General features: G+C 36.5%; 22 protein-coding genes. 8 read left to right on the forward strand and 14 right to left on the reverse strand.

Annotation, left to right across the window (positions count from 1 at the left end; genetic code table 11):
• The first annotated feature begins 22 nt into the window (after positions 1-22).
• On the forward strand, positions 23-1630 hold the full coding sequence (gene serA, locus A2J09_RS15085) for a phosphoglycerate dehydrogenase (protein ID WP_012292172.1): 1608 nt from the start codon (positions 23-25) through the stop codon (positions 1628-1630).
• A gap of 156 nt (positions 1631-1786) precedes the next feature.
• Here serA and A2J09_RS15090 read toward each other — a convergent pair whose 3' ends face one another.
• The 5 genes from A2J09_RS15090 to A2J09_RS15110 all read right to left on the reverse strand — a co-directional run bounded on the left by A2J09_RS15090 (position 1787) and on the right by A2J09_RS15110 (position 6740).
• On the reverse strand, positions 1787-2575 hold the full coding sequence (locus tag A2J09_RS15090) for an HAD family hydrolase (protein WP_012292171.1): 789 nt from the start codon (positions 2573-2575) through the stop codon (positions 1787-1789).
• Positions 2576-2767: 192 nt separating this feature from the next.
• Complete coding sequence (locus A2J09_RS15095) at positions 2768-3016, reverse strand: DUF3006 domain-containing protein (protein WP_012292170.1); 249 nt, start codon at positions 3014-3016, stop codon at positions 2768-2770.
• Positions 3003-4181 (reverse strand): MBL fold metallo-hydrolase, encoded by a 1179-nt coding sequence (locus A2J09_RS15100; protein WP_012292169.1) that lies wholly within the window; start codon positions 4179-4181, stop codon positions 3003-3005. The genes A2J09_RS15095 and A2J09_RS15100 overlap by 14 nt, the downstream gene beginning before the upstream one ends.
• A gap of 72 nt (positions 4182-4253) precedes the next feature.
• Positions 4254-5600: a GntP family permease gene (locus tag A2J09_RS15105; RefSeq protein WP_012292168.1), complete on the reverse strand. Its 1347-nt coding sequence runs from the start codon at positions 5598-5600 to the stop codon at positions 4254-4256.
• Entirely contained in the window at positions 5601-6740 is a 1140-nt protein-coding gene (locus A2J09_RS15110; protein WP_012292167.1) for a glycerate kinase, read from the reverse strand.
• Positions 6741-6905: 165 nt separating this feature from the next.
• Between A2J09_RS15110 and A2J09_RS15115 the strand changes: the two genes are divergently transcribed.
• Positions 6906-7985 carry a CdaR family transcriptional regulator gene (locus A2J09_RS15115; protein ID WP_012292166.1) on the forward strand — a complete coding sequence of 360 codons (1080 nt, stop codon included), beginning with the start codon at positions 6906-6908 and terminating at the stop codon, positions 7983-7985.
• A 37-nt stretch (positions 7986-8022) separates the two neighbouring features.
• Here A2J09_RS15115 and A2J09_RS15120 read toward each other — a convergent pair whose 3' ends face one another.
• Positions 8023-9528, reverse strand: a complete 1506-nt coding sequence (locus A2J09_RS15120) for a coproporphyrinogen III oxidase (protein ID WP_012292165.1) — start codon at positions 9526-9528, stop codon at positions 8023-8025.
• A gap of 174 nt (positions 9529-9702) precedes the next feature.
• Between A2J09_RS15120 and A2J09_RS15125 the strand changes: the two genes are divergently transcribed.
• On the forward strand, positions 9703-10083 hold the full coding sequence (locus tag A2J09_RS15125; protein WP_012292164.1) for a hypothetical protein: 381 nt from the start codon (positions 9703-9705) through the stop codon (positions 10081-10083).
• A gap of 46 nt (positions 10084-10129) precedes the next feature.
• Here A2J09_RS15125 and A2J09_RS15130 read toward each other — a convergent pair whose 3' ends face one another.
• The 4 genes from A2J09_RS15130 to A2J09_RS15145 form a co-directional block, all read right to left on the reverse strand.
• Positions 10130-11038: a copper amine oxidase N-terminal domain-containing protein gene (locus A2J09_RS15130; protein ID WP_012292163.1), complete on the reverse strand. Its 909-nt coding sequence runs from the start codon at positions 11036-11038 to the stop codon at positions 10130-10132.
• Between the two features lie 118 nt (positions 11039-11156).
• Entirely contained in the window at positions 11157-11819 is a 663-nt protein-coding gene (locus A2J09_RS15135) for a ribonuclease H family protein (protein ID WP_012292162.1), read from the reverse strand.
• A gap of 130 nt (positions 11820-11949) precedes the next feature.
• Positions 11950-12297, reverse strand: a complete 348-nt coding sequence (locus tag A2J09_RS15140) for a YlbF family regulator (protein WP_012292161.1) — start codon at positions 12295-12297, stop codon at positions 11950-11952.
• Positions 12298-12313: 16 nt separating this feature from the next.
• Positions 12314-13456: a DUF445 domain-containing protein gene (locus A2J09_RS15145; protein ID WP_012292160.1), complete on the reverse strand. Its 1143-nt coding sequence runs from the start codon at positions 13454-13456 to the stop codon at positions 12314-12316.
• Between the two features lie 188 nt (positions 13457-13644).
• Here A2J09_RS15145 and A2J09_RS15150 point away from each other — a divergent pair, with 188 nt between their 5' ends.
• The 4 genes from A2J09_RS15150 to A2J09_RS15165 all read left to right on the forward strand — a co-directional run bounded on the left by A2J09_RS15150 (position 13645) and on the right by A2J09_RS15165 (position 17322).
• Positions 13645-13848, forward strand: coding sequence for a YheE family protein (locus A2J09_RS15150; RefSeq protein WP_031418249.1), 204 nt, complete (start codon positions 13645-13647; stop codon positions 13846-13848).
• Positions 13849-14019: 171 nt separating this feature from the next.
• Positions 14020-14436 (forward strand): hypothetical protein, encoded by a 417-nt coding sequence (locus A2J09_RS15155; protein WP_036160476.1) that lies wholly within the window; start codon positions 14020-14022, stop codon positions 14434-14436.
• Positions 14437-14900: 464 nt separating this feature from the next.
• A complete protein-coding gene (locus tag A2J09_RS15160; protein ID WP_031418246.1) occupies positions 14901-16220 on the forward strand; it encodes a hemolysin family protein in 1320 nt (439 codons plus the stop codon).
• Between the two features lie 193 nt (positions 16221-16413).
• Complete coding sequence (locus tag A2J09_RS15165) at positions 16414-17322, forward strand: cation diffusion facilitator family transporter (protein WP_012292155.1); 909 nt, start codon at positions 16414-16416, stop codon at positions 17320-17322.
• An 18-nt stretch (positions 17323-17340) separates the two neighbouring features.
• Here A2J09_RS15165 and A2J09_RS15170 read toward each other — a convergent pair whose 3' ends face one another.
• A complete protein-coding gene (locus A2J09_RS15170; RefSeq protein ID WP_036160471.1) occupies positions 17341-18084 on the reverse strand; it encodes a zinc ribbon domain-containing protein in 744 nt (247 codons plus the stop codon).
• Positions 18085-18147: 63 nt separating this feature from the next.
• Positions 18148-19074, reverse strand: a complete 927-nt coding sequence (locus tag A2J09_RS15175; RefSeq protein ID WP_012292153.1) for a helix-turn-helix transcriptional regulator — start codon at positions 19072-19074, stop codon at positions 18148-18150.
• A 571-nt stretch (positions 19075-19645) separates the two neighbouring features.
• Between A2J09_RS15175 and A2J09_RS15180 the strand changes: the two genes are divergently transcribed.
• Positions 19646-20767, forward strand: coding sequence for a response regulator (locus A2J09_RS15180; protein ID WP_012292152.1), 1122 nt, complete (start codon positions 19646-19648; stop codon positions 20765-20767).
• Positions 20768-20820: 53 nt separating this feature from the next.
• Here A2J09_RS15180 and A2J09_RS15185 read toward each other — a convergent pair whose 3' ends face one another.
• Positions 20821-21468, reverse strand: coding sequence for a response regulator (locus A2J09_RS15185; RefSeq protein ID WP_008173403.1), 648 nt, complete (start codon positions 21466-21468; stop codon positions 20821-20823).
• A 12-nt stretch (positions 21469-21480) separates the two neighbouring features.
• Entirely contained in the window at positions 21481-22596 is a 1116-nt protein-coding gene (locus A2J09_RS15190; protein ID WP_012292151.1) for a GAF domain-containing sensor histidine kinase, read from the reverse strand.
• Between the last annotated feature and the right edge of the window lie 154 nt (positions 22597-22750).

The raw sequence follows: 22750 nt of genomic DNA on the forward strand, positions 1-22750 counted from the left end.
TTATTAAAAGGAGCTAATTATAATGATTACTGCCACAAAAACAATTAACGTATTTATCGCTGACCCACTAAGTGAGGATGGTATTTTCCCATTACGCCAGGAACAAGATTTAGATTTAAATATTATCGTAGACACTGGTCTAGCACCAGAAGAATTAATGACTAAAATTGCAGATGTAGATGTGTTACTTGTTCGTTCACAAACTACTGTGACACGAGAAGTAATTGAAGCCGCAAAAAGCTTAAAATTAATCGGTCGTGCTGGTGTAGGTGTCGATAATATTGACCTTACTGCTGCCACTGAGCATGGTATTATCGTTGTTAATGCTCCGGATGGTAACACAAACTCAGCCGCTGAACATACAATTGCCATGATGACATCACTTGCACGTCACATTCCACAAGCTTTTAATACACTAAAAAATGGGAAATGGGACCGTAAATCTTATGTGGGAGTAGAGCTAAAAAACAAAACTTTAGGTGTTGTAGGCTTTGGTCGAATCGGTGTTGAAGTAGCTTACCGCGCAAAAGGTCAACGTATGAATGTTATGGCATATGACCCTTTCTTAACTGATGAGCGTGCAAAAGAATTAGGTGTCACTAAGGCGTCAGTGGAAGAAATTTGTGAAGCAGCCGATTTCATTACTGTACACACACCACTTCTTCCTGAAACACGTAATCTCATTAATAAAGAAAAATTTGCGATGATGAAAGATGGCGTACGTATCATTAACTGTGCGCGTGGCGGTATTATTAATGAGGATGACCTATATGATGCTATCGTAGCAGGAAAAGTTGCTGGTGCTGCCCTGGATGTATTCGTATCTGAACCAGCGACAGACCATAAGCTTCTTACTTTACCTCAAGTAATTGCTACACCTCACTTGGGTGCGTCTACGATTGAGGCACAAGAGTCTGTAGCTGTTGATGTGTCAAATGATATTATTAAATTTTATAAAACAGGTACTGTGACAAATCCAGTGAATATGCCATCTATTCCGAAAGAACTTCTAGCACAAGTTGAACCTTTCTTTGAATTAGCGGAAAAACTCGGCTCATTCTTATCACAAGTAACAACAGAGCCCGTAAAAGAAATCAACTTATCTTATGCTGGGGAAGTAGCCAACTATGATGTCCGTCCATTAACTTCAAATGCATTAAAAGGTTTATTAGCTAAAAATCACGGTAATCATGTGAATGATGTCAATGCTCGCTACCTGTCTGAGCGTATTGGTATGAAAATTATTGAGCATAAAACGACAACAGCTAAGGGCTTTACAAGTTTAATTACCATCGAAATTATTACTGCGAATGAAACACACACTGTAGCTGGTACATTATTAAACGGCTTAGGTGCACGTATCGTCAAAGTAGAGGACTATGTTGTAGACGTTATTCCACAGGGTCATCTTCTTTACATTAAAAATACTGACAAACCAGGTGCAATCGGCCGTGTAGCAACTAAACTTGCGGAAAAAGATATCAACATCGCAACCATGCAAGTTGGCCGTGCCCAAGTTGGCGGAACAGCGGTTATGATGTTAACAATAGATAACGTTGTAACAAATGAGGATTTAGCATTTGTGGCACAGCTTGAAAATATTGATGAAGTAAAAGCCATCAATCTATAATATGTAAAGTGAAAAGCAGAGGGTTTCCTACTCTCTGCTTTTTTGGTAATTAATACTTTTATGAAGGGTAATCTGACGAACTTCGCAGGCATGGTCTGCCTTTTTAATATTTCTACAAAAAAATGTACTGCATCCTTGAAGGTGCAGTACATTTTTTTAAAGCTGTTTCACAAGTTTTACTAGGTCTGTTAAAGAGCTAATCTCATAGGTTGGTGTCACAGCTCCATTGGCCATATTATTATCGCGGTTAATCCATACGTTTCGCATTCCTACGCGAGAAGAGCCTAAAATATCAGTATTGAGATTATCGCCAACCATAATGGCATCATCCGCTGTAATGCCTGTTCTCTCCATCACATGCTCAAAAATAGAAGCGTCTGGCTTACCTTTTCCAAAGTCTCCTGAGATAATAATATGATCAAAATACGGCGCTATTTCAGGCGTAATTTCTAGCTTTAAATTTTGCAGACTAGGTGCACCATTGGTAAGTAAAACAAGCTGGTACTTCCCTTTCAATTCGTCTAACACAGTAAATGTATCTTCATATAAAAATGGTGATGCTTTGCGCTCAGCTACAAAGCGTTCTCCTAGCTCTGCTCCGAATTTTGCATCCTCTATACCAAGGGCGCTTAAACCTTTTGTCCATGCTGCCGCACGATAGCCCGGTACAAGCCTCTTCATGGCTTGAAAGGATTCAGTAGGGTCATCAAATGTTCCCCATAGACCTTCGAAAGGATTGATACCAATTAATACCGTATAGTCATACGTTTCATAGCCTTCGTATAACGCACGAGCCTCTTGACGAACTGCTTCTTCTAGCTCTGCAGAATTCACATTATGTATCGTAGCAGCATAGTCACATGTTTTTTCAAAAGCAGTTTTTACTGATTTTTTATCCCATAGTAATGTATCATCTAAATCAAAAATAATAGTGTTTATCGACATTTTGTCCGTACGCTCCTAGCTCCTGATTAATACTATTATTTTAGCATATTTTCAAAATATTTAGGATAACAAATTATGTCCAATTCCTCTCAAATCCCTTACACCTAAACATCTATCCAAAGAAGGCTGATGGACAGGACATTGCTCAATCAAAAAAACAAGCTGCGGGTAACTTCCACAGCTTATCATTTATTATTTGTTTTTATGACGTAAACGGTCCATTAAATTCTGGATATCGGCTCTTTTTTGTTCCGTTTCTTCTCTTAAAATCTCAATATGGTACATGCCATCTATTTCTTCTATCTGTACACGATCCCCAACAAGCACAGGCTTGTTCAAAGCTGACTGTAAAATAATAATTTGTTCTTCTTCCTCAGGATACTTTAAAAAAACAGCATAACCGTCTTCAATCCGATCTAAAGTATATTTAGTCGAGCTCACTAACAAGTTCCCCTTTCTCATTCCGTAATTGCGCAGCATCTCCATCATTTAACCAAATCTGTTTAGTGGTCCATTTTAAATAATTATCCCCTTCACGAGCATTAGCCCCGCTAGTAACATAAATAATTTTACCAGGTTGTAAGGATAGATTAGGAAAATTAAAGACTTGATTTCCTTCCAGAGAAATGAGCTGCCAATCGTTTAACGAAACAGCTTGTTGACCGTTATTTTTAATGCCTACAATTTCTGTCACTAAATCTTTGCTGACAATCTCAACAGCAGTTGTTGGTTCAACCGTGGATGGTTTTTTTTGAGTTACAGCCCTCTTTCCATTCACCGTGTAGTTTACCCCATTTGTTGCCACTGTAATCGTTCCTAAATCCGCAGTGGCATAGATGTTACTACCAATAGCTTGCAATCGATTTACTACTTCTGCATGTGGATGTCCATATTTATTATCTTCACCATAGCTTAATATAGTGACTTCTGGCTTCACTGCACGAATGAAATCTTCTGAGCTACTGGTATTAGAACCATGATGCCCTGCCTTCAGAACAGTAGCTGTTACATCATTTGACATCATTTCCTTCTCTAATGCTATGCCAGCATCTCCCGTTAATAAAAAGGATACATTGCCATAAACCACTTTTAAGACAATGGAAGCGTCATTATTATCGGTTGCATGTTCATTTGCATTTAAAACCTTCACCGTTACATCCTTATCAAATTCAATAAAATCTCCTGTTTTCGGCACATAATAAGGTATGTTTTTTTCATCAATCGCCATCAGCATTTCTTCAAAAGTTTGAGAAGTATGTACTTTGCCCGAATCATAAAATTGCTCAATAGGGATTGCATGTAACACTGGAATGAGCCCACCAATATGGTCAGCATCGGGATGTGTCGCCACTACCTTATCAAGTTTGTTCACACCAAGTTCCTTTAAATAAGAAACTACCTGTTGTCCTGCACCTTTCACACCAGCGTCAATAAGCATGGTTTTCCCATTTGGCGATTCAATTAATATGGAATCCCCTTGTCCCACATCCATAAAATGAACTCGCATTTCATCGCCAGCCGTTACAGGCACCCGCTCTGTCTTAATTGCTTCTGTACAGCCTGCTAATAAAAAAATGCAAAGGAGTACTACTATTAATTTTCTCATGTTACTAACTTCCTTTCTATTTTTCTATTATACAAAAAAGAGAGCTTCCCATGGGGCAGCCCTCCTTGTACTTTAAACAAATATCCACCATAAAACCATTGTAATCATGATTGTGACAATGCCCTGTAGTAATGTAGCAACGGTTTGTGCCTTATAAGCTTGAGTTACTTCCATTCCACTATACTGTGTAATTACCCAGAAGAAACTGTCGTTCACATGGCTAACCGTCATTGCACCAGCTCCAATGGCCATTACTACTAATGCTAATGGGACAGCGCCCTCAATGCCAAGTGTCACGAGCATTGGTGCTACTAAAGTAGACGTAATGACAAGCGCTGTCGTCGAAGATCCTTGAGCAGTTTTTAAGGCAGCTGCTACTATAAACGGTACTAGCAAGAACAAAGTACCTGATGCAAACATCCCCAAGTCCATTTCCTGTAGTATTTCTCCAACACCAGCATTTTTAATAACTGTTCCAAACGAACCACCTGCTCCTGTAATAAGTAAAATAGGCGCGGCTTCTTTTAAACTTTCACCAATCCAGCCCGTTAAGGTCGTTTCACTAATTTCAGGCAATAATAAAAAGGCAGCTGCTACACCTAAAAATAATGCTACTGTTGGCGAACCTAAAAACTTAAAAATCGTATTGAATGTTGATTCGGGATCACCCGCTAACGATGCTATTGAGCCAAGACCAATTAAAACAATAGGTAGAACGATTGGTAAAAAGGCTTTAAATGTTGAAGGCATTTTGCCAAAGGATTTAATGACTTCCTCATAATCTAATGCCTCTACCTCATCTTGGGGTACACGAATTTTGGTTGCAACTTTCACTGACCACATATAGCCTACAAATGTAGCAGGTATCGCTACTAATAAACCAATGACAATAACTGTCCCTAAATAATTGGCCGCCCCAATATTTCCAGCTGCTGCGATGGGACCTGGTGTAGGGGGTACTAATACATGTGTTGCAAATAACCCCGTCGCTAAAGCTACAGCCATGGATGCAATCGTTACATTAGCCCGTTTTGCTAATGATTTTTGCAAACTCGATAAAATAATAAAACCTGAATCACAAAATACTGGGATAGATACGATGTAACCAATTAAAGACATCGCAAGTTGTGGACGTTTTGGACCAACGATGCGTAAAACTACTTCTGCCATTCGATAGGCAGCGCCTGATTTCTCTAAAATTAAACCTATAATTGTTCCAGCGATAATTACTAAGCCAATGCTCGTCATTAGACCACCGAAGCCAGTGTTAATACTTTCTACCACTGTTAATAGTGGCATTCCCGAAGCAATTCCAACGAAGAAGGCGCTAATTAATAACGCCAGAAAAGGATGTAGCTTTAATTTGGCCGTGCCCCATACAACAAACAATACCCCTAGTAAAATAATGATGAATAACATCTAGTCATCCCCCTTTTGTATGTAAAGCTCAAAGATTTGCTTAGTTTTTAAACGAATAAAATAAGCGGGTTCTCGCATTGCCTGCTCAGTAGTAATCTCCTCATCTACTAATGTCTCCACAACACTAAAATAATTTTGAAGTGCAGGTTTAGCCATACTATCAATGTCTCCTGACAATAAAACTGCCTCTACATGTGCTAAAGCGGCCGCTTTAGCAACCCCTAATGGAGCCTTACCATGTAATGTTTGGAGATCCGACTTCCCTTCACCCGTTATTACCAACTGTGCGGCTGCTAAGTGATCCTGTAACTGGACAGCATCTATGACAATATCAATTCCTGCATGAAATGTCCCATTTAAAAATGCGATTAACGCGCCACCTAATCCTCCTGCAGCTCCCGCTCCTTGATAATCGTGCAATCGAATAGCAAACTGTTGCTCGATGATATCTGCAAAATGCTTTAAGCAGTTATCAAAATGTGTAATTTGATAGTCCTGCACACCTTTTTGAGGGCCAAATATAGCTGTTGCTCCTCGTTCACCAATGAATGGATTATCCACATCACAGGCAATGGTAAATATCGCTCCTATCAATCTTTCATCAAGTCCACTTATATCTATTGCAGTTAATTCCATTAAACTCGAAATACCATCCTCTAAATCTGAGCCATCTTCCTTTATAAATCGCACACCTAATGCCTTGAGCATGCCAATCCCTGCATCATTTGTGGCACTTCCACCAATACCGATAATAAATTTTCTAAAGCCTCGGTCGAGTGCCGCCTTAATTAATTGGCCAGTACCATACGTTGTAGCAAATTCAGGGTTTTTCTCATGGTCTTGTAGCAACATGATGCCAGATGCCTGAGCCATTTCAATCACGCATGTTTCTTTATCACCCAATACACCATACTGTGCTTGTATGTCTCTTCCTATTGGATCTAGCACTTCCGTTGAAAAATACTGACCACCCGTAGAGGCAATAAGTGAATCAAGTGTCCCCTCGCCACCATCTGCAACCGGTAGAATAATGGTTTCTATTGATGGATTTACATCCAGAATGCCTTGCTGCATGGATTTCGCTACTTCAACTGCCGATAGAGTACCCTTGAAGGAATCTGGACTAATAATGATTTTCATACAATACCTCCACTTATGTCGCCCATTGACATTTACGTAAATTTTCAAATTCCTTAGTTAAGCGCTTACAAATTATTATAATGACAATAAATTCAGAAAACATTATAATAAATGTACAATTTATCTGTCCTATAACAGACTGTTTTTTATCCGAGGTGTATAAACATGTTGACCAAAAAATTAGCAGATGAAATCGTACATCAAACAATGTTACGCTTACGTCACAATATTAATGTCATTAGCCCTACTGGTGTTATTTTAGCTTCTGGAGATAAGATGAGGGTGGAGGATATTCACGAAGGTGCAGTTTACGTAGCACAAACAAAAAAAACGTTGATTATTAATGAGGATAATATAGAATTGTATCCAAATACAAAGCCTGGCATTAATATGCCTATCCTGTATCAGGATGAAGTTGTAGGTGTTATTGGTATAACTGGAGATTCAGAAGAAATGCTTGAAATCGCCAATCTTGTTCAATTAACGACAGAGATCATGACACATCAAGCACTCGTCGAGTCTAAAAGCGAGTGGCAACGGAAGAATAATGACTACATATTCGAGGCACTCGTTCATGGAAGTAAGCTTGATGCTACTTTAAATAAACGAATTCAGAAATTACCCTTTTCACTAATAGCACCCTTCCAAGTTATTTTAGTGAGTTTACATGAAACATCTTATTTAGAAAATAGGATGCCATTCTTTTTTGAAGATTTATTTTATAGACAGCCTATTCTAGCTGGACATAGCCAATTACAGGAGTATTATATACTGCTAACATATCGCCAGGAACAAAACTATCAATCCATTATAAAAGCTTTAAGAAAGAAAAAACAAAAACTTCCTTCCTTACAAATTGGTATTGGTCCTGTTGTGCAGCAACTTTCGCAACTTCCCTATAGCTATCAGGGAGCTAGAACAGCACTTGAATTCGCTACCATCCATAACGAGATTACCTTTTTCGAAGATGTAGAGTTATTTTCTCTTTTTAAACATCGTGAATCAGAGGAGGTACAAGCCTTCCATCACCGAATACTAAAAAATATCAACGCAAAACAATTGGAAACATTACAATCCTTTTTTGACTGCAATTTACAGTTAAAGCTTTGTGCACAGCAACTAAATATCCATCGCCATACACTTACTTATCGATTAAATAAAATAAGAGAGTTAACTGGCTATGACCCACAATATTTTGAAGATGCTGTTATATTGCAAATGGCGTGTACATTAAGAACTTTATAAAATAAAGGCGATCTGAATAACTCAGACCGCCTTTATTTTATATTTTGTATAACTCATCTAAAAACTCAATTTTTTTCCCGATAGCCTCTTCAAAGGTCATAATATAGGCGGCAGGATCCTTTGGATTGTGGAATTGCGTGATTTTTCCTGTTTCAGGATGAACAAATTTAGAAGATGCCCCACAACCAACCCCTAAGATTGTCTGTACTTCTTCCATAATTACAATATTATAAATACTCTCTTCACCAGCTTTACTATAGCCAACATTTTCAAGATTACCTAAAATATTTTTTTGGCGATATAAATAATATGGAACATAGTCATTTTCCTTTGTCCAATCTTGTGCCATTTGCATCATTTCAGCAACTGTATCACGATCCGCCACTTTATATTTATCTTTATTGCGAGTCATTTCAGATGCACGTTTAAATGATAATGTATGGACAGTCAATGACTCAGGCTGCATCTTAGCTGACTCCACTAACGAATGCTGGAATTCTTCAATACCTTCATTTGGTAAACCAATAATGAGGTCCATATTTATATTGTTCATCCCTGATTCACGAGCAAGCCAAAATTTATCGATTGTTTCTTGAACTGTATGATGACGACCAATTGCCTTTAACGTTTCATCTGTATAAGATTGTGGATTTACACTAATACGATCAATTCCCCATTTTTTAAGAACTTCTAATTTTTCCGGTGTAATCGTATCTGGCCTTCCTGCTTCAACTGTAATCTCTCGAATTGTTTCAGGATTTGGGAAAGATTCATACATCGTCTGGTATAAGGCATCCATTTCATCTGCTTCAATGGAAGTTGGTGTACCGCCTCCCCAATAAATAGACGTGATCTTCATATTATTGTTTTTGAGCCATTTCCCCATTTCGCGTAATTCAATATGCAAGCCATCTAAAAATGTATTTACACGACCTTGCTTACGGTTACTTCCTATCGCATAGGCTGGAAACGTACAATAGGCACATTTTGTTGGACAAAATGGAATGCCGATATATACACTAATCTCTTGCCCAATTTGATCAATATCTGGAATAGTTACTAATTGTCGTTCCACGATATCTTTTAAAAGTGCCACCTTTTCCTCAGACAGGCGAAAATCTCGAATTAATAGCTCAGCAATTTCTTGCTCCCCTTTTCCTTCTTTTCTAAACTTGTGATAGAGCTTAGTCGGACGAACTCCTGTTAAAATCCCCCATTGCTGGTGTACCCCTGTATGCTGCTCGAGAACATCTAAAAATACATGAGATAATGCTCGTTTCATACGTATATTGAGTTCACGACCCGTTGCAGCTGATTCATATTGGATGCTGTAATTATTTGTATATTGTTGTCCATCTACAGTTAATATTGCTTTTGTAGAAATAGTAAAATTCTCTTCAACGTCGTACGTAAATGAAACCGACATATCTGCTTCTTCCGGCTCCACTCGCAGCTTGGAATCCTCAAAAAATAAATTCGCTATATGATTTAATACGCGAATCCAATCCTCGGGATATTTTTGATCTATGTGAATCATTTTCATATTGTTTCGCTCTCTTCTTTTCTTATTCCATATATATTGCAGACTTAAGTTTAACAAATTTATATGACTTTAAGCAAAGTAACAATAGGGAATTACAAAAAACAGAATATTCAGTCTATATGTAGACAAACTAATTTTTTATCATTATAATTTTTACAAAAGGTGGTGTTGATAGTGTTTCTTTTAAAAAATAATAAACGTCCATTCATTTCGAGTTTTATTCATCAAGTAGAGGTAGCATTCCACCATTTTGACTTAGCGCGATGTGATGAAAAAACATTATATGTCACTGTATTATTTAAGTATGGGACACATAATGTGATTTGTGACTTTATCTACATCATTGACCAACAAGACATGTATGGAGCTATTTCTATCAACAAGCACTATGAGAAAGCTAGGGCATTTGTTAAACAGCACTTCCAGCAGCTTTTATTGTATTCAGATGAAATGATATTAGCTAATAACTTTATGAATACCGTGTCTTTCAAGTATTGCCTGCAACAATTCGTAAAAAGATATCCGACTTTTAATTCTTCCAAAATAGTCTCTTGAACATAAAACTAGTATGCCACAAAAAGTTGGCATACTAGTTTCAAATTTATTTCAAATATTCTTCAATGAATTCAACAGGGACATAAGTTTTCGTATCTTTCAAAGAGGGTGCTACTGACAAAGTGCGTAATGATTTGTTGTAACCAAACGCTTTTTCACCACGTGTGATTGTATAAGATTCATTGCCCTTCGTTAGAATAACCGCTTTACCTTTTGATTCTACTTGAAAGCCAAGCTTTTCTGCAATGCTACGTAAAGGCACCATTGTTGTTTCAGCTACCATATAATAATCCGTGGCAATGATCGTATTAATTTCCTCATCTATTGGACTTAAAGAAATTTCAGAATTGTCGTCTAGAACAATTACTTTCGATGGTGTTGTTTGTGCAGGAATACTTTTAGTAGATGCTGTATAGAAAACAGCTAAATGCTTTTCTACTAAATCTTTTGATGTTACTTTTTTACCTTTTGCGTTGACTAGCTCTGTTTCTTTACCGATATTTAATTTTAAAATATCATATGTGTTTGTTAAGTCATCAAAGAAATAATCCACTTCTACAAACCCAACTTCTTTTGAATCTACAATAATAATCTCTGGATTGAATTGCGGTGGATAGATATATTTTTGTGGTTTATTTGCAAAGGTATACGCCACTACCTGATCGCCTTCTTTAAGCTCTACTTTTTTACCAGTATTATCATACACAAGAGTATCTTTTGTAATTTCTAGTATATTTGTTTGCTCTCCGTCTTTAACAGTGTAATATGTAATGTCTTTACCAACGCGAACATCTTCAACTGTTCCATGTGTTTGATTGAAAATGTGTACTGGATCAATTTGAATTTGTGGAATTTCAACTTCATCTTTTTGCTCATTTGCCGAAGCAACAGGTATCATAACACTCCCCATTAATAATGCAGACAAAGCTACAGGTGCTAATTTTTTCATATACATAAAATATCTCTCCTTATTGTTTGGGTTCATAGGAGTAGTAGTTTCAATGGGAAAAAAGTTTCATCACCTATAGAGAATTTAAAAAAGAGGTGACAGTAACTACTGACACCTCTTACATTTATTCTTTTACGAGTTCACTCAAACCTGTAATATCTATTCCATTTAATGCTTGGGTAGCAAGACTGTCTGCTTCTGAATTGTCCTTGCGAGTGATTAGCTGGTAGTCCGGTTGAATAGTAAGCTGTGCTAATTTGGCATCAATCTTATCTGCCCAACCGACTAAATCCTTTTCTAATGCTGCCCATTCCCCCCTTAATTGGTTGATAACTACTTGGGAGTCGCCTTTAATTTGGACAGGTAGATGATGGACATTTAGCAATTCTAGCTCTACTACACCTAAATAAAGCGCAGCATACTCTGCTTCATTATTAGATGTAAGCTCGGATGAAAAAGCATTTCTTCTTAAACGATAAGGCTTGCCATTTTGTTCATAGTAAATAGCACATCCAAGCCCTGCCTGTCTTGTCCCCCGATCAAAGCCTCCATCGAAATAGACAATGATATTATGCGGCTCTGTATCTATTTCTTTTAGATAGGTTTTGAGTTCTTTTATTGTCCAACTTGTATCTTGACGATCCAAGCAATGAATGGACTTGACTCTTCCGGTCTTTTCCATATCCTCTGCTAGTAATAGCGCTTGCGCAGCAGGCATCTCTTCTGAACGTAAAACAGTTGTGGCTCCTTTCGGTGTTTTATAGGTCCATTCAATGAACACATACATAGATAAAACCTCCAATACAATTGACTGGTGTATATAAAGTAAAAACGTGCTCCGATTAGCGGATACACGTTTTCCTATTACTTGTATATGTGCAATTCCTCAGACAATTATTCCTTACTATATGAATGATTTATTGAATATCCTCATATAGGCCTTGAATTGGCTTTATTAAAATACGATTTACTTCCTCAATCACTTTACTTAATTTCATTTCTGCCTCAAGCATAGCTGAAATCTTTTCATTTTGCTGTACAAGCTGAGATGCCTTTTGAGCATAAACAAGTTCATCCTCCAATAATTCCTCTCCAGCTAATTGTTTCTTTTGTAATTCAATTTGAATTTTACGGAAGTTTTTAAAGACATTTAACGCCTCTTCATCACTCTTTACAACTTCAACCGCCGCTTGTAAAGCCTCAAACTCTGGGGTCTTACGGAAAGTTGCCTCTAGTGCATTAATGTCATTATAAATATTAACCATTTAAACAATCTCCTTTTTAAATAAAATTAACAATTAAACCTTGCACAATTCCAATCAATCCACCAAGAACTGCACCTAATACGGTAATCATTTTAAATTCACGTTTTGAAATACCTAATACAAGTTCCTCTAATTTCTCAACAGGGAAAGAATCCACTTGCTCACGAACAACTTCTTGTAAATTTAAACGTTTAAGTACATCTTCTAGTTTTTCCTCTGCTTTGACAAAAGCTTTGTCAATTGCTTGTGGAATGACCGAATTTTTCATCCATTCGTTTCCTTCAGGCCAATAATAAGAAATAGGTTGATTTAAACGTTCGGCGACAGCTAATTGTTCTTTTACATACATTTGTAATTTCGATAAAATCGGATCAAACTGCATGTCTTGTAAAAAGTCCATCGCTGGTCGATCTTTTAATTTTTCCCATTCTTGCGTAAATATTTTTGTTAATAATGTTGACGTGCCCGGAGCTTGTAAAAATTTTACGAGCTCACGTTGAACTTTTCCTACAAGGGACGATGAATCACCTAGAAACATATTGATCATACCACCAAATGATCCTTTTGATGATAAGAAATCATCAATCATTGCTTTAATTGTCATTTCACCTTCAGGTGATAAAAAGTAATCCTCGCCTTTTTCTAGTATATGACTGACTGCTACAGGAATCTTGGCATCAAGAGTATCCTGCATATCTGACGATAGCAGTGTACGAATTGATTTTGTTGATAGTGTATTCTTCACTGATGCAAATTGTCCCTCAACAATTGCTTCAACTTTCTGCTCAATCGTAGCTGGCATATGAGAAAACCCCGCAATATTTAACCAATCTTGAATGGTTTTATCATTTGTAAAGATGGTTTCCTCTACTTTCGTTTGCACAAACTGTTCAACCTTCTCTTGAATATCCTTCGAGAAAAATTTCTTTCTAAATGTTTCAGGAGTTAATAAATAATTTACAACGGTAAGACCAAGCTGTTTTGCTAATTCGTCGCGTCGTTTTGGAATAAGACCAGGTGTAAATGGAACGCGCCAGTTTTTAATATATATTGCGTTATGTGGACGAAAAAGCATTTTAATGGCTAGGTGATTGGTAACGCCTCCGATTGCTGCGCCTATAATTGCCATAAAAAGTAATGTCACTATAAAATTGTCCATTAGTATCCTCTCATTTCAGTTGTATTCACGATTGGCGTTTCTTGTCGCCTTCTGCACTTATTATAGCAGAGCAATGATTTCCAACGAAAGAAATACCCCCTTAGATTTGAGCATAAACGTGAATAGTTGCAAAATTACCATTATCCTTGAATAATATGAACTACATATTATAGAAATGAGGTTTTATGATGATTCAGCATTTTAGTTTTAAGCCATTATTTGAAAATACCCAACTTCCAGGGTGGACTATTGCATTTTTTTATCAACGTGAACGCTACTCTGCTGAATATTTAAAAGATGGCACTATTCAATGGACGGGACCAACACCACCAAACGAAGAGGATGTTAAAAAAATGATTCATGAGTTAATGCTATTCCATGTATATGATTAAAAACTATAGTAATTTTTTCGCTTACTTCCCACATAAAAATACCTATATTTACTATATATAGCACGTCCTTTATGCTAATTATGTTGATACATGTTGAAATTCCTATATATTTCTTATACATTAAGGTTAGCAATTAAATAGTATATGTTTTTTATGCAGGAGGCCATTTCAATGAGTAAAGTCACGCTTTCAGATGACTTAAACAGTTATCATTCAAAAGCATTAATACGTGTAAAAGTAAAAGAATTCTTTTCAGAATTTTCCGCAAAAATATTCGAATTAGCTGACGAAGCTGGTAATTTAGATATTAAAAAATTTGAAGCCATTTCGGGTATTAATGGCGATTTCTATAATGAATATTGTAGTCAACTAAAAGGTTTCTTTGACTCTTCTGCTAGCACTTTTGGTAAAAAATCAATTAAAACAATGTACTTTACTTATAACGGTAAAAATTATATGTTGACTCAGCAAGGTATTACGGAAAAGGCACCAGTATCTATAGCACCATTTACGGGTGATTTACCTTTAAAAGAATCCTTTCATGATGTGGAGAAGGCATGTTTAAAATTACGTTTCCAACAGGAATAAACTTAGAAGGAGCAGTCACATGTGAGACTGCTCCTTCTAAGTTTTTTTCACAAAAAAAAGGAAAGTCCCAATTAATTATCGAGTCTCTCCTTTAGCTATACAAAATAATTCATTTAAAAAAATCCGCAAGTAAACGCACTCTTGAGATTTTTGACGTGTCGTATTATATGAGATGCAAAATGCTTCTTTCCCTAAACAAACTATCTTTGCTCAATTTTAAATTAGCATATTGCAATGGCGTTGACAATTACTTTACTTTTGATTCTACCTATTTTTTTAAACGGGATTGAAAATCAACTGAAAAAAGTTGTTGTCAATATTTGTGTTTTTCTTTTAAATAACTTATTATTGAAACATCCAACAATTTTTTAAATCATAGGAGGTGTACACTTTGTTTACTTCCCTCATTTGGGCGGGAACAAAGGAATTATTTGGACGGAGACATATTGGAGATAACCATTAGGTTGGCGGCATTCGCCCTACTAATTATAATGACAGGATTTTTCGTTGCAACAGAATTTGCAATCGTTAAAGTGAGAACTACACGTATCGATCAATTGCTCGCAGAAGGGCATAAGAAAGCGAAAAATGCAAAACGTGTTGTTTCAGATTTAGATGAGTACTTATCTGCATGTCAGTTAGGTATTACCATTACTGCACTCGGTTTAGGTTGGTTAGGTGAACCTACATTCGAAATTATTTTGCACCCAGTGTTTGAATTTCTAAATTTGAATGGTAGTATAACATCTATCCTTTCATTTATACTTGCATTCTCAATCGTTACGTTTATGCATGTTGTTATTGGGGAATTGGCGCCAAAAACATTAGCCATCCAAAAAGCAGAATTTGTCACATTAAACTTTTCTGGCGCTTTAATTTTATTCCACAACATTACGTATCCAGTCATAAAGTTATTAAACGGATCTGCCCGTGGCTTAACTGGCCTTTTCGGCTTAAAAATGATGTCAGAATCAGAAGTAGCTCATACAGAGGAAGAACTACGTATGATTTTATCGGATAGTTTAAAGGGTGGAGAAATTAATAACGCAGAATATGAATATGTAAATAGTATTTTTGAGTTCTCAGATCGCCTTGCCAAGGAAATAATGGTTCCTCGAACAGAGATTGTTGGCATTGAAAAAGAACTGACTATAAAAGAAGTATTTGATTTAATGGGTGTTGAGCAATATACTCGTTACCCGATTATTGACGGCGATAAAGACCATATTATTGGTCTAGTTAATATGAAACATTTATTAACCGCTTACATTAAAGACTCGAAAAATGGGGATAAACCAGTTATTGACTATATGCAGCCTATCATTCGAGTGATGGAAACAACGCAAATTAACGATTTATTACTCAAAATTCAACGTGAACGTATTCATATGGCCATTTTAATGGATGAATATGGCGGAACATCTGGTTTAGTGACGATTGAAGATATTATTGAGGAGATTGTCGGCGATATTCAAGATGAATTCGACGAAGATGAAATCCCGGAAGTACAAGAAATTGCAGATAATCATTTTATTTTAGATGCCAAAATGCTTCTTGAAAATGTGAATGATATGCTAGGTACTGACATAGAAGATGATGATATTGATACTATCGGTGGTTGGTTTATGACAAAACGCTTCGATGCAGTCGAAGGAGACAGCATTCAGGAGCAAGGTTATGAATTTATTGCAAAAGAATTAGATGGTCACCATATTTTATACTTAGAAGTTCTGAAGTTACCTGAAACTGATTTATCAAATGAATTTGACGCCGTTACGGAGTAAGATTTCATTGCTTTGTATGATTGAGCGTGCTACTATTAAAGGCAAACTTATATGATTCATGCTATAAATATGGGCTTTTTCTCACACCTTATATAGGTGGGAGTTAATACCGTGATAATAGATAAAAACGACTCCCTTTTAATAATAGGGAGTCGTTTTCTAATGTCAGAAAATTTTGCGAGGGGGAAACAAAATGGAGCTCTATACAAATTTACGTCAAGGGGAAAAAGGCGCTTGGTTATCCATTGGTACTTATTTAATCCTAAGCTCCATCAAACTAACGATTGGCTATATCGGCACCTCGGAGGCATTAAAAGCTGATGGTTTAAATAACACTACGGATATTATCGCATCCATCGCCGTATTAATTGGGTTACGAATTGCGCAAAGGCCACCTGACTCTAATCATCAATATGGGCATTTGCGAGCTGAAACCATTGCCTCTTTAGTAGCATCATTTATCATGCTTGTTGTTGGTCTCCAAGTTTTAATCAATTCTTTAAAAAGCTTATGGGCACCATCCGGCACAACTCCTTCCCTCTTAACCGCATTTGTAGCAATAGGTAGTGGTGCTGTCATGTATATCGTTTATCGCTATAATTTGGCACTATCTAAAAAAATAAAAAGCTCCGCTGTCAAAGCAGCTGCCTTTGATAATCGATCAGATGCATTTGTTAGTATTGGCACAGCAATAGGAATCTTTGGAGCAATTTTTGGTTTTCCAATTATCGATTCTCTTACGGCCCTTATTGTTGCTGTTTTAATTATTAAAACAGCAGTAGAAATTTTTGGGGAAGCTGTTCAAAGTCTTACAGATGCATTTGATATCGATGAAGTGGAAACGTTATCCGTCCTAATTCGGAATGTGGACGGTGTAATCGAGCTCCTAGACTTTAAAGGCCGTGCTCACGGTAATATGTACTTTATCGACATAACCGTAACTGTTGACCCTTATTTAAATGTTTTTGACAGTCACCGTATTACTGAAGAAATAGAACGTACCATCTTGCGAGAAAATCGGTTTTGTCAGGTTCTTGTGCATATCGAACCACATATTGAAATAATCCCCCCTCAAAATGATGAAAAGTCTCCTACCAGTTGATTGGTAGGAGACTTATTTTTATTTTATAGCGATATAAACTTCCACCTGCGCCTCTTGAGGGTTTGCGCAGCGTTCATCATACAATTCAAAGTCACCAGTATATGTTCGTTCCACCTTAGAATTTGCAAACCATGCCCAAATTTCTTGCCATGTTTGGATAACAATTTCTGGCATTTTCCCTTTATGTGATGTGAATACTAAATATTTAGCTGCTGGAATAGTCTTAATAACCCACTCAGGTGATGCATCATTCATCTTTGAAGCTTCTACACCAATTGTAATTGCATAATTTCCATTTACATCGGTTTCATAGTCCGAATACAAACCGTACACATTTTGATTATCCAGCTTAGATAATTGGTCAACAATATTTTTTTCATAAAAATCCTGCCATAATTGCGGGATCTTGGCTTGTGCTGTCAGTTCATTTGCATTGCTTGTTTTCGTCGAAATTCCTATGATTTGGAATGCTTCTCTTTTTATAATCTTTGGTTCTGACCACTCCTGTTTTCTCCATCTTTTTAAGCTTGGCAAAAAAGATGTAAGCATAGTACGGGCCTCGTTTGCAGGCATGCCATCTCCCTTTAGATGTGGCACACAAATATCAATCATTTCTTCAACGGTTAAATTAGGTTGTTTAAAGCTCCCCTCCTCATAACAATATGTACAATAGTCTTGATTTTTGTGACCTTCTTTTTCCGTTCCTAATAAAGCCTCATCTGTTAGAGGCATTCCACAGCTTTGACAATAGCTTTGCATCATTGTTGATTCCACCCTTCGCTTTATTTGTCCTTACTATAGCAAAGGAAACCTGACAACTGTCTGTCAACTATTATCCGGATTATATAATTGAGCAATTTCATGCGCACGTTTTTGAAGTATGTCCCTTATGTGGGGCGGCTCTAATACTTTTATGCGATTGCCAAAACTAAGTAAAAAACCGTAAAGCCACTCATCCTCTGGTATAGATATATAAATTTTGTCCTGCCCATGATCAACATATGCTACTCCAAAAGATTCTTCCACTAATGTTGTTATAGCCGTATCAAAACTAATTACTAAATCGACTACGTTTTGTGGCTGATACCATTCCTTCCCCCATGGAAGTTCACTTAAATTAATTTCCTTCCGCTCAAAGTGTAAATCTTCTTGCATTAAGTTCTTTATTCTTGCCAGTTTAAATAGACGAAAGTCCATTCTTAATGTGCAATAGCCGTATAAATACCAAGTCTTCCCTTTTTGAACTATTGTATGAGGTTCCACCACTCGCTTTGTTAACTCTCCATGCGCCGTGGTATAAGTAAAGCTTACACAATGCCTATTTTCTATAGCACTTTTTAAACTCGTAATATGTTCTTTAAACAGGATGTTTGGCCCCCATGGACTCAGATCCACAAATAAGTGGTCAATGGTTTGTGTTACATGATCATCTGCAATACTTGTTAGCTTTTCGAGAACAGCTAATGCGTGTGAATCTTCATAGGTAGTCAAAGCACTTTTAATGGCAATTGTCAGAGACGCAAGCTCTTCCTTTGTTAAAACCTGTTTATCTACACGATAGCCATCTATTAAGCTAATTCCTCCGTGCACCCCTTGTTGGCTAATAACTGGTATCCCTGCACAGCTTAGCGTTTCAATATCTCGATAAATAGTACGGACCGACACATTAAATAATTCTGCTAATTCTTGTGCTGTTACCTTTTTTCTATTGATTAATATCATTATCATTGTTAGCAGACGCTCTAATTTCATAGCGAAGCCCCTTTCTTAGAAGATCTTATTTTTTTCTCAGCAAAATGCATTTTAATTACTATCATCCTATATTTTTAAGTATTTTTTAAGTACTTTTTGAGTTTTATTTAAGACAAATGTACTATAATAACGCCTGATTAATTATTACAATCATTATACTATTTTTACAATATAAGAAAAAATATTACTTTTAAAAGTCAATCTCTTACAGCATTTAATTCCTACTAAATATAAACTGTTTCAATTTTTTATAAGAATAGTTTGATACATAAACGCCTAAACAATTATTTCAATTCTCTCAACACAAATAAAAAACTTCTTTCTTCTATATAATGAACGGCGAATACTTTCTAAGAAAGGATTTGGCGTGATGTGACACCCCCACAGGATTACTAACTCTCGCCTGTGGAAGACCTACTACAAATTGCTTTATTCTAGTATCAAATTTTTAATAGAGAAATTAAGTGATTTTATCTTTTCATGCCCTTTCAGTATATATAGAAAGCCTTTTCAACCAAAATGAACTAGAGTTTAATGGTTTTTAATTTAATTGTAAAAAGGAGAGTTTGATGTGATTCGAGCCGTTTTAATAGACAATGAACCTTTAGCTTTACATTATTTTCAAAATAAATTACAAGTATTTCAACAAATTCAGGTTATCCAAACCTTTACTAGTGTAGAAGTATTTCTTAATGAGCTGCCCTCGATAGAATTTGAGGTTCTATTCTTAGAGGTAAAACTCAAAGAACTTTCTGGACTTGAAGTAGCAGACATGATTAAAACAGAGCGTCCACATGTCAGTGTTGTTTTTATTACTTCCTATCATGAATTTGCTTTACAGGCTTATGAAATTGGTGGGCTTGACTATTTATTAAAACCTATCAGCCATGCTCGTTTAGAAAAAACGGTGACTCGTATTGAGCATGAATTTTCAATACAACAAATGCTTCAACAGGCAACTCAAACGTTATTAAACGTACAATGCTTTGATCAATTTGCTGTTTATAGCAATAAAAGCTTAGTGGCATTTAAAACCGAAAAGACGAAGGAATTGTTTGCTTATTTTATTTTGCATCCAAATATCCCGATTCACCGAGATTATTTAATTGAAATACTTTGGCCAGATTTAGATTATGTAAGAGCCAAATCAAATCTTCATACAGCTTTGTCGTACTTACGAAAAACATTAAATACAATTGGCTATGAAAACTGTATTGTTTTTTCAAATAAATACTATATTTTTGAAAAACCAAGTCTCGTGTGTGACTTATATGATTTTCAAAAACTTCATGAAGATTTTTCACGATTAGAATTTCCTTCTATATCTTTAATTCATCAATGTCTAGCAATTTATAAAAATGGTTTATTTGTATTCGATGATTATGAATGGGCAAAAGCCTATAAGGATAGATTGACGAAATCATACATAGAGTTATTAGAAAAAGGGTTCCAAACTACCGTTTTTTCAGATACTGATAAAGCAATTGAATTTTTACATGCTTTGTTAGAATATGATCCCTATAATGAACAAAAGCTTGAGCACTATTTATACACATTAATTCAGGCGGGTCTTCATGAGCAGGCGCACAAAATTTTCCTAACGTATAAACAAAAACTAAAAGAGGATTTAGCATTACCTCCAAGCTCTACTTTATTAGAGATATCAAAAAAATTATTTGTGGAAAGTAAATAACCACACTAAAAACGACGGGCTCCTACACATTGTAGAAACTCGTCGTTTTTGCTTTAGCTACCGCTTCCCTCTGTCAAACCATGCTTAACCGCATATAGAGCAGCCTGGGTACGATCTTGTACTTGTAATTTTGTAAATATATTAGAAATATGAGTTTTAACTGTTTTTTCTGTAACAAACAATGAGGATGCAATTTCTCGATTACTTTTCCCTTTTGTTAGCTCTGCCAGCACATCCTGCTCACGAGGTGTTAATGGATTTAACGAATGTGGGGCATTCTGTGCCTCCTGGCGATCCATTTCAAGTGTGGTTGTAGCCTCTGGGTGTAATGTATTTTCGCCACGCATAATGCGACGAATTGATAAAACCAATTCATCTGGCTCAATATCTTTCAATTGATAGCCTGCTGCCCCTGCCTCCATTGCAGGGACAACATGGTCCCTATCTGAAAAGCTTGTCAGCATTAAAATCTCTATTTTTGGAAATTTTGCTTTAATGCGCTTTGTCGCCTGTATGCCGTCCAACTCAGGCATCACTAAATCCATTAAAATAATATCTGGTTGGATACTTTCTGCTAATGATACGGCTTCATGTCCATTTTTTGCCTCTCCAACAACCTCAATATCTTTTTGTGTCTTTAAGAAAAACAATAATCCTCGACGCACTACGTGATGATCGTCTGCAATTAATACACGTATCATGTCCTCTCCCCCTTAGTATGGCAAGCGGATTAGCAGTTCCGTACCTTTGCCCATTTCACTTACCCAGTCAGCAGTGCCACCCACTGATTTTGCACGGTCCTTAATGGATTGTAAGCCCATTGACAATAGCTTCGTATTATTGTCAATGACAAACCCTCGTCCCTCATCGCGTATAACCAATAAAATATCTGTAGACGTGACGGTAATATAAAGTGCTGCCTCTAAAACACCAGCATGGCGTCGCACATTATTTAAAGCCTCTTGAGCTACTCGAAATAATGTCTCTTCAATGCGCGATGGAAATTGTAGGACTCCTGAAACCGTAACATGTAATTTTAAGCCAAGCATCTCAGCATATACTTTTATCGCTTCCAGTAAGCCATTTTCCAATCCCTTTGGTCGTAGCTGCCAAATCAATGCTCGCATCTCTGTAAGCGCATCCTGAGTTAAATGCTGTATCTCTTTAAATGTTTCTTTCACATCACTATCCTGTGTCATTTCAATACCAGCTCTCGCCGTTAGCGTAACCGAAAATAATAGTTGATTGACAGAATCATGTAAATCCCTTGCTAGACGGTTGCGCTCCTTTACAAGGGCCATTTCTTGCTCTTGTTTCGTCAGTAAAATTCGCTTTATAGCAGAACCCATCTGAAATGCTACTGACTCCAATAGAGCTAGCTCCTCCTCAGAAAAACGTACCGTATCCTTAGAAGCTACATTTAGTACACCAAAACGTTCCTGCCCTGATTGAAGGGGCACAGTGGCATGATGGGTAATTCCTTCATGATCCCCAACATTAGCTGCGATTGCACTTTCAATACGTTGACATTCAATAATATTAGATGCCTTTTTTAGCTCCTCATTACGATAACGAGATACACACCAGCAGCCACCTTTATTTAAATAGTGACAGTTTTTAAATTCCAATGCCTCAGGTAAATTTTCATGAACAACAAGCTCCGAGCGTCCCTTTGCATCAATAAAAAAAATCCAGCCTGTTTCAAAATTCGTGCCATTTAAAAATTTGATAAGGGCCCCTTTTAGCATCGTAACGATTTCAGTTTCTTCATTTAATAGTTCTGCAATTTCCTTTAATATACTTATATTGGAATGCTCATTTTCCTTCACGAAAACACCTCTTCTTTAGCATTACTATTATTAATGATACCATTAAGGCGTTAGGCTCGTCTTCATTAGCCGTTCATACTTTAGACTGAAATTATCTTCCTTATTTTGTGTAAGTTAATTTACATATAAAACTAGAACAACTATAATCGTACAA

This window comes from Lysinibacillus sphaericus (assembly GCF_001629735.1).
In the GTDB taxonomy this organism is placed as follows: Bacteria; Bacillota; Bacilli; order Bacillales_A; family Planococcaceae; genus Lysinibacillus; species Lysinibacillus pinottii.